Source organism: Mucilaginibacter celer, from assembly GCF_003576455.2.
GTDB classification, from domain to species: domain Bacteria; phylum Bacteroidota; class Bacteroidia; order Sphingobacteriales; family Sphingobacteriaceae; genus Mucilaginibacter; species Mucilaginibacter celer.
This window is the reverse complement of record NZ_CP032869.1, coordinates 7030187-7042315: the sequence shown is the minus strand read 5'-3', so window position 1 is coordinate 7042315 and position 12129 is coordinate 7030187. Positions and strand designations below refer to the sequence as shown.

The window sequence follows — 12129 nt, the reverse complement described above, 5'->3', positions numbered from 1 at the left end:
TTTCCATCTATAACCGCAGGGAATATATACAATAACAAAATTACACCGATCCATAACAGGGGCTGGTGTAATTTTCCCTGCGTTGGGCCAAAGGTTATATACTGATCAGGCTGTTACTATATCCCTAAACAGCTGTATATGCCAGCTATCCTTAAAAGGTACTTCCCATTTGGTTTCGAGTTCTGTAAGGTTTTGCACAAGGTTATTGTACACAATGGTTTCTCTGTTGATACTGCCGTTTTTCAGCTTCTCCTCAAAACCATGGCGCGGCAGCGAAAGCACTTCTTCGCCTTCGCGGTAAGCCAAATTAAACCTATCAAACAAATTAATGCCCAAATGCTGCTGCACCTGCTGCATAAAATGTACCGACTTATCTATCGAGCAACCGCTGGCACCAGCCTGGCTTTCATCAACAATTAAAACAAAAAAACGGTTATAGCGTATTTCACCTTTGGCCTTTAGCTGGTTATTGTGCGCTGTCCATCCTGTGGTAAACCTATCCAACTCGGGTTGTATAGCGGCTACCTCGGCATTGGTTAATTTCCTGTCTGCCTGATAGATCCAAACTCTTGACTGTGGAGAAAAAATCATTTTCAAAAATATCAATTTATTAACTTCGAATAACATCTATGCTGTCATGAAAACATCAATTATTCCGGCGCTCGGGAAAACCATGCTCATCACATCAATTATTGCTTTCAGCGCGCTAAATTACGGTTTTAAAGCCGAAATGAGCGAACAGGAATGGCTTAGCTGGAGCAATAAGTGCCTAAACACGTCATTTACTCCCGGTGCTGATCTTAACCTGAAAAAGTGGGAAATAGTACTTACCAACGATTATTTTCTCCGCCTCCGAAAAACTTATCAACAGGGCAAACAGGAATACTTTTCGTTTAATTTACACCGCTTATCAGGCATTGATTACTTACCTGGCGATACCCTGAGCACCATTAAACTGAGCACCCACGCCGATGATATCATTGTACAAACCTACGAAGATCCCGAAGGCGACCTCGATTCGATGGCCACCTCAATTGATTTACCGGTGCATAATATGAACACGGCCCGGTTTGACAGTTTGAAAAGCGCTTTTAATTATTTCAGGATAAAAAGCTTATAAACCATTCGCTTTAACGGTAATCTCGGCAATATCCAGCACCTGTATTTCCTGTTGTTTATCCTGGTGTTTTACGCCGTCGGTAAGCATGGTCATACAAAAAGGACAGGCAGCGGCAACCACCTGGGCTTTGGCTTCAATAACATCGGCAATGCGCTCCATATTAATGTCTTTTTTACCGGGTTCGGGCTCTTTAAACATTTGCGCACCGCCTGCACCGCAGCATAAACCGTTTGATTTGCAGCGTTTCATTTCCACCAGTTCGGTATCCAATATTTCTAAAGCGGCACGAGGTGCTTCATAAACATCATTCCCCCGGCCTAAATAGCAAGGATCATGATAGGTGATGCGTTTGCCTTTAAAACTTTCGCCCCCCTCGGCTTTAAGCTTACCATCGTTTATTAGCTGCTGAATGAGTTGGGTATGATGGATTACCTCATAATTACCGCCAAGGCCGGGATACTCGTTTTTGATGGTATTGAAGCAATGCGGGCAACCGGTAACTATTTTTTTGATGTTATAACCATCCAGCAACTGGATATTCATCATAGCCTGCATCTGAAACAAAAATTCATTACCTGCACGCTTGGCCGGGTCGCCGGTGCAACCTTCTTCCGTACCCAGCACTGCGTAGCTAATGCCTACATGGTGCAGAATCTTGCAGATATCGCGCGTTATTTTGCGCGCCCGCTCATCAAAACTACCGGCACATCCTACCCAAAACAAAATTTCGGGTTCTTTGCCCTCAGCAGCCATTTCGGCCATGGTAGGTATTTTTATTTCGGATTTCGGATTTTCCATTTCGGATTTTAAAATTTGAATTAAAAACTGCTAACTGGATACTACAAACTGCCTACTGCTCTTCCGCCCAGTTAAACCTGTCGTCCTGGCTGTATTTCCAGGGGGCTCCGTTGTTTTCAATATTGCCAAACATATTGTTAAGGCTTGCAGGGGCCTGCGATTCTTCCATTACCGCGTAGCGGCGCAGTTCGGTGATAATTTCCAGCGGGTTGATATTCACCGGGCAGGCTTCAGTACAGGCGTTACAGGTAGTGCAGGCCCAGATCTCTTCGCGGGTGATGTAATTATCAAGCAGGGTTTTCTCATCCTGGTAATCTTTGCCATGCTTATCAATATTATCGCCCACTTCAGTAATACGGTCGCGCGTATCCATCATGATCTTGCGGGGCGAGAGCAGCTTACCGGTAATATTCGCCGGGCAAACCGAGGTGCACCTGCCGCACTCGGTACAGGTATAAGCCTCCATCAGGTTTTTCCAGGTAAGGTCGGTTACATCTTTAGCCCCAAACCTTGCAGGCTCGCCGGTAGTTTCGGGAACAAATGAAGGATCGAGCATAGCTTTCACTTCGGTAGTTACCGATGCCATATTGGTAAACTTACCTTTGGGATTTAAGTTGGAGTAGTAGGTATTTGGAAATGCCAGCAGGATATGGAAATGCTTGGAATACGGTAAATAATTTAAAAAACACAAAATACCGACGATGTGAAACCACCAGCAAACACGCTCGACAATTACCAATGCCGATGCGCTATCAGGCAGCAGTGGGGCAAGTGCTGAACTAACAGGAAAACTGCCCGCTTTAACATAATGCTCAAAATGCAGCAATTGCAGCTTATAGTCGGCGGCGTTCATGGTAAGAAAAGCCGTCATGAGCAGGATCTCGGTAATGAGGATATAATTGGCATCAGATTTTGGCCCTTGGGTCATCTCGGTTCCCGAAAAGCGTTTAAGTTTCACAATATTACGCCTGCACAGAAAAACAACACAGGCTATCAGCACCAATACTGCCAACCCCTCGAAAGCACCGATTAAAAACCCGTAAAGCCCGCCAAGCGGATTTGAAAAGATGCGGTGCGAACCAAAAATACCGTCGATCATAATCTCGAGCACCTCGAGGTTAATAATGATAAAACCCACGTAAATAAAAAAGTGCATTACGGCGGCTACCGGGCGTTTGGTCATTTTAGTTTGCCCCAGGGCTACCTTTGCCATCACTTTCCAGCGTAGCGCGGGCTGGTCGTTGCGGTCTACATCCCTACCCAGCAGTATGTTACGCCTAATTTTAGCAACATTTTTGCTAAAAAGGTAAATGGCCGCGCCAAGAATAATAATGAATATAAGCTGTGCAATCATTATGCGTGCATAGTAATTTGTTCAAAGTTAAATGAATTGTTCAAAGCCCGAAATGTTTTGATACCGAAAAAATATTTGAAAATTAATTAGCTGATTTCCTGAACAGTTAATTCAAAAACGATGAATTATCCCATCTTTTTGCAAAAAAAATTTTCAAACTTAAAAAAAGACACTACATTTGCACTCCCCAATCACGGGAACGGTTTGGTACCATAGCTCAGATGGTAGAGCAAAGGACTGAAAATCCTTGTGTCACTGGTTCGATCCCAGTTGGTACCACAGCATAAAAAAGGTCATTTTCGCTCGAAAATGGCCTTTTTTGCTTTAAAAGGCGTATTTTTTACGTTACTCTTCTATGTTCGCTTAATCAAGGGATTAGCAGTTAAACAGATTCTTTTGTTGAATTAACCGAAAAAAAATCGAGAAATAATTGAGAATTTTTTGAGGCTATTTCGGTTGCTAAACTTTTGATCTAATGGCAACTGTACGTGGGGTTATCATACCCTTAGAACAAAAAAGTGATGGAACTTGGAATGTTAAAATTAGCGTAAATCACAAAGGCAAAACCCGCTACATTAAGACGCCGCATTATATCGGCGTCAGACAAATTAAAAAAGACTTTACGATTAAAGATCAGTTCATTTTAGATCTGATCGCGCCGACACTCATAGAGTACCGTCGGAAGATCAGCGAACTTGGGAATCGGCTGTCCCTTTACGACGTAACGCGCCTGAAAAAACACCTGGAAGGCGAAAGTATTCAAAGCGCAGATGAGGTTGATATTATCAAAATTGGTAACAATCAAATTGAGATCTTAAAAAAAGCGAAAAGAAAAGCGAGCGCCGCAAATATGCAAACTGTGGTCAATAGCTTAAAAGACTATTTTGAGACGGAAGTGATACCAATAACTGAAATACAGGCAAACATGTTAGTTGAATACGAACGGTACCTTAAAAAGGAGAGGCGCATCATCAGGCTTGATCAATTCAAAAGACCGCTCCCACGGATAGTAAACGGATTATCCGACACGGGATTACACAATCACATGCGCGATTTACGGATCCTGTTCAATAATGCTACCGACTTTTATAACGATGAAAACCTGGGGATTACCATTATTAAACATTATCCATTTAAAAAATATAAAATCCTTGAAGTTCCGGAAAATCAAAAGCCGAAACTAACTATCGAACAAGTATTAGCAATCAAAAACCTGGCTGTACCTGAGAATACCCGAATGGAAATAGCGAAGGATTTATTTATGCTGAGTTTTTATTTGTGCGGCATGAACGCTGTTGATTTGTATCAGCTTTCAAATAGCCAAAGATTTCTTTCAAGGGTTAATTACAATAGATCAAAGACAAGGACCAGGAGGAAAGATAAGGCATTCATTAGCATTGGGGTTCCGCCGGAAGCGCACGAACTTTACATCAAGTACGCCGGAAAACTGCAATGCCGATATTCGACTCATAACACACTTGATCGTGCGCTAAGCATTGGTATGCGCAGAATAGGGCTCCAAACAGGGATCCCTAATTTGGAATTTTATGATGCAAGGCATGCCTTTGGAGATTGGGCAAGAAATATCTGTAGATTTAGTAAAGATGACGTTGCGCTCGCCTTAAACCACAAGGACTTATCAAATGACGTAACTGACATTTACATTTCGAAGAATTGGAAGATTATCGATGAGGTGCAGGAAGGAACAATAAAACTTCTAAAAACGAAACGACTAAGAAAATTATCGAAGTCAGAGCTGTCGATCGAGCTTGCATTCAATCCGATAACATCTTGATAGAATATTGTAGTCAGCCTCTTCTTCCTGACCGGGCACTTTGAAATTGTTATTTTCGGGGTGCTTTTCAGCTGGTTGAGTACGATTGAAGTAGGCATTGTTATTTCCCGCCATTTGTGAGGGATTTGCTTCATCATTGCCCGCTTTGGTTATATTGTTATGCCCGAAATTATGGCCACCCATACCCTTGCCTTCCATACCTTCGTCATCTGGGCTTTTCATACGTAATCTTTAAATTGGTCGATTATGTTCGGCAACTCATTTCTTTTGTCCGCCATTGTGTTCTATTTAGAAGTGCTTTTTAAGGCCCATAAAACCAGCAGGGGCTGGAAGAATAAACGGGCCAGTCTTTTGTGGTCCGTATCCAATCCAAAAGCGTCGCGGTGATTAGTGTATTGCGCAATATTGCCCGGAAATACTGCCACAAAGAATGCTGCGGCCAATTTACCTGTACTTTCCGCGTATTTCTCCGGTGTAAAGATCAGTGCGCTGCCAAGGGCAATCTCTGCAAAACCTGAATACAATACCGTATCGTCTTTTTTCAATGGCACCCACTTGGGAACCTGGGCCCGGAAAGCTTTACGGGCAAAAGTGAGGTGACTGATCCCTGCGATCACCAGGTTAGCTCCAAGGGCAATTCTGACTATTTTTTTGATCTTTTGTTTTTCCATGAGGTATAATTATAACCATTGCTTTATCGACCATGTCCTGATCAGCTCGCCAGTACGTCCGCTAAGGGGGTCGTTTTCCGGCATAGGGACCTGTGCAATGCGCCGATCGGCATCAGGCCGTTCACCCGGCTTGCCGTAATTCATATCATAATCCATGCCTTCCGGATAAGCACCCACTACCGCGATAGCGTTTTTTTCATTTAAATTCCTGTGTGCCACTCCGGCAGGAATTACGAGTACATCGCCCTTTTCAAGAATCAGTACGGGCCCATGATCTCCTCCCAGCTGTGCCTGCGCTTTCCCGGAATATATACCCAACACTTCATGCGTAATGCTATGGTAATGGTGAAAGGTAAAAATTCCCGCGTCCCAGCTATTTGTCCAATTATGTTCCGCAAATTGGCTTTGGACATATGCTGCCGCAAAAATCAAAGGAATATCCAATGCTTGTTTATACAACAGCGCCGGTAAGCTGTTCCCGGGAAAAATCCCGTCATCCCGGATGTAAATTTCCTGTACCATATTTTAGCTTATGCTTCTTCCTGATCGCTTTCTGCTTCGGCTTTTTTTGCCGCATCATTCAGGTTAGTCGTAATCGGATTTTCATACAGCAGTTTGGCCATAAAAGCTAAGTTGCCGGTCATGTAACGCAGGCTTTTATTCGTGTACAGGAACCGTTCCCCTCCCGCTTCGACGTAATCTTTCTCGCCACCTGCCTTGCCCACCCAATACGCATTAACATTTGGTGGGATCGTGAAACCTACTTCCTGTAAAGACCAGAGTACCTGGGCCGCGCAACTGTGCGCGCCATCTTCATTCCCCGTAACCAGGCAACCGCCAACTTTATTATAGGGCATGTACTGACCGGTGGTTTTATCCGCCAGGCCTTCATCCCTGAAAATGGCATCAAGCCGTTCGATCACTTTTTGAGCGGTAGAGGCTAAATGGCCCATCCATACCGGGGTGGCGATGATGAAGATGTTACAGTCTTTGATCTTTTCCAGGATCTGCGACCATTCGTCACCGTCCCCTTCGTCGGAGCTGTTTCCGGTCAATACCTGGTAATCGTTCAAACGGATGATTTCTGTCTTTACCCCGAGTTCCGCAAATTGCCCGGCTGCTTTTTCTGCGAGCGCTTCGGTGTTTGAAAAACCTGGACGCCGTTTCAGTGTACAGTTGATAATGAATGCTTTCATAGGTAGATGGGTTTATATAGGTTGAATAAGCTTGAACGCGGGGCCTGCGTTGCACCGACCCCGCCTGACGGTCAGGGCTGTCCGGCTCCCCCGGATGATCCGTAAACCTGGCCGGCCGCGTAGCTGGCATCGCTGGCCGCCAGTTGTACATAGATCGATGCCAATTCAGCAGGCTGCCCCGGCCTTCCCAACGGCGTCTGGCCGCCGAACTGTTTGAGTTTTTCCATGGACGCACCGCCGCTCACCTGTAAGGGTGTCCAGATCGGCCCGGGGGCAACGCCATTGACACGGATCCCTTTGGGCCCCAATTGCTTGGCGAGCGACTTGATATAGTTCATGGTTGCGGCCTTGGTCTGGGCATAGTCATACAGGTCGGGTGAAGGGTCGTATGCCTGCTCTGAAGTTGTTCCGATGATTACCGAACCGGGCAATAAATGCGGCAGTGCCGCTTTGATGGTCCAGAAGGGCGCGTAAATATTGGTCTTCATCGTCCAGTCAAATTGTTCTGAAGAGATATCCATAATGGATTGATGCGATTGCTGACGGCCTGCGTTATTGACCAGGATATCCAGTCCCCCTAATTGACGGACTGCTTCTTCGACCATTTTCCTGCAAAAATTTTCGTCCCGTAGGTCGCCTGGTATGGCAATCGCTTTCACGCCTTCTTTTTTCATCAGTTCGATCACTTCCTTCGCATCCGGTTCTTCCGTGGGATAATAATTGATCGCGACATCTGCTCCTTCACGCGCGTAGGCGATTGCGGCAGCCCGGCCCATGCCGGAATCCCCGCCGGTGATCAATGCCTTTCTTCCCTTTAACCTTCCGGAGCCCTTGTAGCTCGTTTCTCCGTGATCCGGTCTGGGCTTCATTTTACTTGCGAGCCCGGGCCATTCCTGTGTTTGCTCCATGAAGGGAGGTTTGGGATATTTACTGGTCGGATCTTCCAATTTTGTATTTTCCATAGGTTCGTTTTTAATGGCCGCAAAGGCCGGCGCTGCCGCAGCGGCAGCCAGCGTGGTGCCTAACCCGGTAACCAGTTGCCGACGGGTCATTTTATTTTCACTGTCCATGTCAGTCTTTCTTTTTAGGGACTTTGGCACCCTCTTTCCGGGCTTCGGACAGACCGATCGCGATGGCCTGTTTGCGGGAGGTCACCTTTCTACCACTTCCGCTTTTCAGTTTACCTTCCTTTTCCTCGTGTAATGCTTTATGGACCTTGTCCTGCGCTTTCTCTGAATATTTTGCCATGATAAAAAATTGTTAAAATGATCTTTAAATGCTCACAAACAAAAGGAGCTGCCATCGGCAGCTCCTTTATTCAGTCATATCCGAATTATTTTGACGCGTCCCGCAAAGCTTTCACTTCGTCATGTGCGGCATTGATCCCGCTTTGCTGGCGGGTAATGGTTTCCCGTGCAGTAGCGTTCAGTTCCGTGTCCTCCAATGCTTCACGGTAAGCCTTTTTGATGGCATCCTCGCCACGTTCGGCTTCAGAAAGGATGCTTTCGCGTGTGCTTCCACCAAAAATAGATTTTACATCGATCCAGGCTCGGTGCAGGCTGCCGCTTACGCTGGTTCCTGTTTCCACTTCGTCGCCCTCGGCGCCCACCAAAGCTGCCAGTTCCTGGCTGTTCTCCCTGCTTTGTGCGGCGTAACGCTGAAAAAGTTCTTTCAGGTCGATGTTTTCATCGTTGATATCTGCGATTGCTTTTTCAAAACCGGCTACGCGGTCGTTGTTGATTTCGATCAGTTCGTTCAGAACTGAAGTTGTTTTAGTTTCCATAGGTTAGATCTTTTTACTTTATGGAACAACAGCATTGATTTAGCTTTGTTTTTAAATAAATTAATTAAAAGGAAATCATTCGAACTCTAAATAGTTCGCTGACACCAGGCGGTTCAAGTTTTGCAGATCCTGTACAGCCGCTCCCAAAGTATTGTTAAAATAAGCATATACTGACTTTCCTTCGCCCAGCCATCCCTGTATATAACTGGCATATTCCTCTAAATAATCAGCAGTATAGCTGCCACGGTAACCATCCTCCGGTCCGTGAAAACGGATATAGGTATGATTGGCTGTGAATACCTGCGGCGTTGTCGATTTACGCAAATCATGAAGTACCAAAGCAGCATCAAAACTGTTCAACAATTCAAACACATCGTCCGTGTACCAGTCCGGCTGACGAAATTCGACCGCGATACGCCAGCCATATGGTTTTAATACCGTTAATAATGCGGGTAACTGAAACAGGTCAGGCCTGAATTTTGGCGGTAACTGAATCAACAGGCATCCGCGTTTGGTTGTGACACCTATCGCATCCATAAATGCAGGAATCGGCTGTACGTCAAATGCTCCCTGCAGTGTATGGGTTACCGTTTTGTTTAGCTTAAAAGAAAAGACAAAATCATCCGGAACTTCGCCTGACCATTTCAAGACCGTCTTCGCCCGCGGCATTTTGTAAAAGCTGGCATTAATCTCTACAGAATTGAATAGTGAAGCATAATAACTCAATCTCGTCCGGTCACGAAATGCTTCAGGAAAGAATGTTTTATTGGGCACCGGCAGTACCAGGTTGCTGGTCCCGGAGTAAAAGTTACGCATCAGTGATGTGGCTTCCCAAACAACTCTCTCAATTTGTCTTTAGCCTTTTCCAATACTTTTTTATCCTCATCACTTAGGTTTTTGCCTGCGCGGTTTTCATAAAAGGTAAGCATGGACATCGCACTGCGAAAAGGTGAAGATTTACGGCGCTCACTATGTTCAGCGGAATGCTTCAATGATGCAGCGATCTTGTCTGGGTCGCCTGATTTAAAAATATCCTTTTCCAGATCCAGCGCATCGCTGTGTTCGGTGACTTCACCCGACCATTTTTTCTGTGCCATAATGTTCAGTTATCGAATTTTGCTATACATTAGCCATTAACCACTTCGCCTCCGTTAACATGGATCACCTGGCCAGTAATAAAGGACGCATCATCCGAAGCCAGGAAAACATATGCGGGTCCAAGCTCCGACGGTTGCCCTGCCCTTTTCATCGCTGTTTCACTGCCAAACTTTTTGATCTTTTCCTTGTCGAAAGTTGAAACGATCAGTGGTGTCCAGACCGGTCCGGGCGCTACTGCATTTACCCGTATATGTTTATCAGTGAGATTGGTTGCTAACGAACGGGTAAACGTCGTTATTGCCCCTTTCGTGGAGGAGTAATCAATCAGCGAAGGCGAAGAGCGGTAAGCAGTAACCGAGGTAGTATTGATGATACAATCCCCTGCTTGCAAATATTCCAGCGCCGCTTCCGCGAAATAAAAATACGCGAAGATATTGGTACGGAAAGTAACATCCAATTGCGCTTCGTCGATGGCTTTGACATCTTTTTGAGGGAATTGCATACCGGCATTGTTAACGAGAATATTCAACTTACCTAATGCTTTAACGGTTTGTTCGACAGCTCGTTTACAAAAAGCGGCATCTTTTACATCACCTTTGATCAGCAGGCATTTCTTTCCCGCGGCTTCCACCAGTTTTTGCGTTTCTTTGGCGTCGACATCCTCGTTCAGATACAAGATAGCGATATCGGCACCCTCTTCTGCGAAATGCACCGCGACCGATCGGCCGATGCCACTATCCCCTCCGGTGATTAGGGCAACTTTACCTATCAGTTTTCCGGCCGGTTTATAGGTTTCCTTGATATATTCGGGGGCCGGGTGCATCCTGGCTTCAATTCCTGGTTGTTTGTTTTGCTTCTGGGGCCTTTTAGTTGCGGTTGTCATGTGGTTGTATTTAATTATTAATTAAACTATTCAACCAATAACATTCCTTTAAGTTTTATCCTTTTTTGCGGATTACGCTGACTTCACCGTTGCGCTCCATATATACTTTATCGATCGTATCCATATCTGTGGTCAACGCGGAGCGGCGAATGCCCTGCATCACATCTTCTTTGCAAACCAGTGCACGGCGCATTTCTTCATGATCGAACTTGCCATCATGAAAAAGCAGGAACTTATTTCCTTCTGTCCAATGACTGAATTTCCCGATCTCGCCACAAACCAGCCGAAAAGCCGGTGCAACAAAACGATAACGAGACAACATATAACTACCGGGATAAAGGGCGAAGCACCCACTATCGCACGGCTCATGACAGCCCCCAATAAAATGATAACGATATTATCCAGCGGCATTCTCAATCCAAAAGAGCCGCGGCCGGAAATGCGGATGAGTACAAGGGCGATCAAAAAGAAAGCAACTCCCCGGCAACTCATTTGCAGGGCATTAAGCTGATCCCCAGCCCCGAATAAAAATAGCAATGCTTCTATTGAGCAATAACAGCAGAATTAAGGCTAAGTTTTGGGATATGAGGGCTAACGGTTAAGATTGAACAAAGCCGCATCATCATTTTTCCGGCCGTTCATCGTGTCCTGGATGATCTTGACAGCAATTGCGCTGACTGCAAGGCACATGCATTGGGGATCATAATAATCGGCGTTAAATAAAATGGGCCAGAGTATTCCTAAGTAAAAAGCAGGAATTAATAAACCGAATTTTAAAAGTTCGTTAAAGTACAGCAGCGATGGAAAGCAGGTTAGCTAAATTGCCATTGATATTAAAGGAGCGATACGCATGGTCCAGTACTTTTTGCTGCAAGTCCGTGTTCCCTTTATCCAGGCGCTTCAGTAATCGGATTTTTCGCTCGAGGTAACGCTCCGCTTTTTCGGGCTCATAACAGAGCTTCCAATCCATGTTGTATAACAGGTCGGCATATTTAACCGTTTGTGCAGCGGCGCTGACTTTCCTGAGACGCTTGTTTTCCTTCCGCCGCCGCTCCTTTTTACTGAGTTGGGGATAAGCCTCGCAAGTATAATGATCAGTCAATTCAGTCACCAGTTCTAAAATAGCGTTTCTTTCCTCCAGGCTGTAGGAACATGAAGACAAAGCAGAGATCAGCTCGTCGGTTGTGCAAATACCATCTTCAAGCATATCATGGCACAGGCCCGCTTCATAACCGAACGTCACATAATGCGCAGCTATTTCTGCGACCGCCGAAACATGGTGAATGTAAGGTACATTACTCAGGGGAATGACCCTTCCCTCATAGCGTTTTTTTACCCATTCCAATAAACATGCTGATTTTAATGCCATAATTTTCTTTAAACACCAGGTGCTGCGCCTGTTTTAGAAATCAATTCATTTTTGCGGAGGAG

At 45.3% G+C, this 12129-nt stretch carries 17 protein-coding genes and 1 tRNA gene; 3 read left to right on the top strand and 15 right to left on the bottom strand.

Translation table 11 applies throughout. The features are described 5' to 3' along the window. Positions 1-105: 105 nt before the first annotated feature. Entirely contained in the window at positions 106-591 is a 486-nt protein-coding gene (locus HYN43_RS29590) for an ABC transporter ATPase (protein WP_119409184.1), read from the bottom strand. A gap of 46 nt (positions 592-637) precedes the next feature. On the opposite strand from HYN43_RS29590, the gene HYN43_RS29585 reads away from it, so the two are divergent. Beyond that, complete coding sequence (locus tag HYN43_RS29585) at positions 638-1120, top strand: hypothetical protein (RefSeq protein WP_119407413.1); 483 nt, start codon at positions 638-640, stop codon at positions 1118-1120. Here the strand turns inward: HYN43_RS29585 and HYN43_RS29580 are convergent. Continuing rightward, positions 1115-1918 carry a (Fe-S)-binding protein gene (locus HYN43_RS29580; RefSeq protein WP_119407412.1) on the bottom strand — a complete coding sequence of 268 codons (804 nt, stop codon included), beginning with the start codon at positions 1916-1918 and terminating at the stop codon, positions 1115-1117. The two genes, HYN43_RS29585 and HYN43_RS29580, sit on opposite strands and share 6 nt — an antisense overlap. Before the next feature lie 52 nt (positions 1919-1970). Next, positions 1971-3272, bottom strand: coding sequence for a 4Fe-4S dicluster domain-containing protein (locus HYN43_RS29575; RefSeq protein WP_119407411.1), 1302 nt, complete (start codon positions 3270-3272; stop codon positions 1971-1973). A gap of 206 nt (positions 3273-3478) precedes the next feature. On the opposite strand from HYN43_RS29575, the gene HYN43_RS29570 reads away from it, so the two are divergent. Together HYN43_RS29570 and HYN43_RS29565 are read left to right on the top strand one after the other, a co-directional pair. Beyond that, positions 3479-3551 (top strand) — tRNA-Phe (locus HYN43_RS29570). A gap of 196 nt (positions 3552-3747) precedes the next feature. Continuing rightward, positions 3748-5067 carry a phage integrase SAM-like domain-containing protein gene (locus tag HYN43_RS29565; protein ID WP_119407410.1) on the top strand — a complete coding sequence of 440 codons (1320 nt, stop codon included), beginning with the start codon at positions 3748-3750 and terminating at the stop codon, positions 5065-5067. Here the strand turns inward: HYN43_RS29565 and HYN43_RS29560 are convergent. From HYN43_RS29560 to HYN43_RS29505, 12 genes are all read right to left on the bottom strand, one after another. Continuing rightward, positions 5023-5289, bottom strand: coding sequence for a hypothetical protein (locus HYN43_RS29560; protein ID WP_119407409.1), 267 nt, complete (start codon positions 5287-5289; stop codon positions 5023-5025). The two genes, HYN43_RS29565 and HYN43_RS29560, sit on opposite strands and share 45 nt — an antisense overlap. A 62-nt stretch (positions 5290-5351) precedes the next feature. Further along, complete coding sequence (locus HYN43_RS29555; protein ID WP_119407408.1) at positions 5352-5738, bottom strand: DoxX family protein; 387 nt, start codon at positions 5736-5738, stop codon at positions 5352-5354. Between the two features lie 9 nt (positions 5739-5747). Then, positions 5748-6260: a cupin domain-containing protein gene (locus HYN43_RS29550; protein ID WP_119407407.1), complete on the bottom strand. Its 513-nt coding sequence runs from the start codon at positions 6258-6260 to the stop codon at positions 5748-5750. Between the two features lie 8 nt (positions 6261-6268). Further along, entirely contained in the window at positions 6269-6934 is a 666-nt protein-coding gene (locus HYN43_RS29545) for a flavodoxin family protein (RefSeq protein WP_119407406.1), read from the bottom strand. A gap of 71 nt (positions 6935-7005) precedes the next feature. Next, complete coding sequence (locus tag HYN43_RS29540; RefSeq protein ID WP_119407405.1) at positions 7006-8004, bottom strand: SDR family oxidoreductase; 999 nt, start codon at positions 8002-8004, stop codon at positions 7006-7008. Between the two features lies 1 nt (position 8005). Beyond that, entirely contained in the window at positions 8006-8182 is a 177-nt protein-coding gene (locus HYN43_RS30570; protein ID WP_162996680.1) for a DUF6496 domain-containing protein, read from the bottom strand. Positions 8183-8267: 85 nt separating this feature from the next. Next, positions 8268-8717 (bottom strand): ferritin-like domain-containing protein, encoded by a 450-nt coding sequence (locus tag HYN43_RS29535; protein WP_119407404.1) that lies wholly within the window; start codon positions 8715-8717, stop codon positions 8268-8270. Positions 8718-8792: 75 nt separating this feature from the next. After that, on the bottom strand, positions 8793-9533 hold the full coding sequence (locus HYN43_RS29530; protein WP_119407403.1) for a DUF72 domain-containing protein: 741 nt from the start codon (positions 9531-9533) through the stop codon (positions 8793-8795). Next, complete coding sequence (locus HYN43_RS29525; protein ID WP_119407402.1) at positions 9533-9814, bottom strand: DUF3175 domain-containing protein; 282 nt, start codon at positions 9812-9814, stop codon at positions 9533-9535. The genes HYN43_RS29530 and HYN43_RS29525 overlap by 1 nt, the downstream gene beginning before the upstream one ends. Before the next feature lie 29 nt (positions 9815-9843). Then, positions 9844-10698, bottom strand: a complete 855-nt coding sequence (locus tag HYN43_RS29520; RefSeq protein WP_119407401.1) for an SDR family oxidoreductase — start codon at positions 10696-10698, stop codon at positions 9844-9846. Positions 10699-10753: 55 nt separating this feature from the next. Next, entirely contained in the window at positions 10754-11020 is a 267-nt protein-coding gene (locus tag HYN43_RS29515) for a YetF domain-containing protein (RefSeq protein ID WP_119407400.1), read from the bottom strand. 462 nt (positions 11021-11482) lie between these two features. Further along, a complete protein-coding gene (locus tag HYN43_RS29505) occupies positions 11483-12067 on the bottom strand; it encodes a hypothetical protein (RefSeq protein WP_119407399.1) in 585 nt (194 codons plus the stop codon). Between the last annotated feature and the right edge of the window lie 62 nt (positions 12068-12129).

Coding starts and splice junctions, on each gene's coding strand:
- HYN43_RS29590 (WP_119409184.1), bottom strand. CDS start 591: ATGATTTTTTCTCCACAGTCAAGAGTTTGGATCTATCAGGCAGACAGG.
- HYN43_RS29585 (WP_119407413.1), top strand. CDS start 638: ATGAAAACATCAATTATTCCGGCGCTCGGGAAAACCATGCTCATCACA.
- HYN43_RS29580 (WP_119407412.1), bottom strand. CDS start 1,918: ATGGAAAATCCGAAATCCGAAATAAAAATACCTACCATGGCCGAAATG.
- HYN43_RS29575 (WP_119407411.1), bottom strand. CDS start 3,272: ATGATTGCACAGCTTATATTCATTATTATTCTTGGCGCGGCCATTTAC.
- HYN43_RS29565 (WP_119407410.1), top strand. CDS start 3,748: ATGGCAACTGTACGTGGGGTTATCATACCCTTAGAACAAAAAAGTGAT.
- HYN43_RS29560 (WP_119407409.1), bottom strand. CDS start 5,289: ATGAAAAGCCCAGATGACGAAGGTATGGAAGGCAAGGGTATGGGTGGC.
- HYN43_RS29555 (WP_119407408.1), bottom strand. CDS start 5,738: ATGGAAAAACAAAAGATCAAAAAAATAGTCAGAATTGCCCTTGGAGCT.
- HYN43_RS29550 (WP_119407407.1), bottom strand. CDS start 6,260: ATGGTACAGGAAATTTACATCCGGGATGACGGGATTTTTCCCGGGAAC.
- HYN43_RS29545 (WP_119407406.1), bottom strand. CDS start 6,934: ATGAAAGCATTCATTATCAACTGTACACTGAAACGGCGTCCAGGTTTT.
- HYN43_RS29540 (WP_119407405.1), bottom strand. CDS start 8,004: ATGGACAGTGAAAATAAAATGACCCGTCGGCAACTGGTTACCGGGTTA.
- HYN43_RS30570 (WP_162996680.1), bottom strand. CDS start 8,182: ATGGCAAAATATTCAGAGAAAGCGCAGGACAAGGTCCATAAAGCATTA.
- HYN43_RS29535 (WP_119407404.1), bottom strand. CDS start 8,717: ATGGAAACTAAAACAACTTCAGTTCTGAACGAACTGATCGAAATCAAC.
- HYN43_RS29530 (WP_119407403.1), bottom strand. CDS start 9,533: ATGCGTAACTTTTACTCCGGGACCAGCAACCTGGTACTGCCGGTGCCC.
- HYN43_RS29525 (WP_119407402.1), bottom strand. CDS start 9,814: ATGGCACAGAAAAAATGGTCGGGTGAAGTCACCGAACACAGCGATGCG.
- HYN43_RS29520 (WP_119407401.1), bottom strand. CDS start 10,698: ATGACAACCGCAACTAAAAGGCCCCAGAAGCAAAACAAACAACCAGGA.
- HYN43_RS29515 (WP_119407400.1), bottom strand. CDS start 11,020: ATGTTGTCTCGTTATCGTTTTGTTGCACCGGCTTTTCGGCTGGTTTGT.
- HYN43_RS29505 (WP_119407399.1), bottom strand. CDS start 12,067: ATGGCATTAAAATCAGCATGTTTATTGGAATGGGTAAAAAAACGCTAT.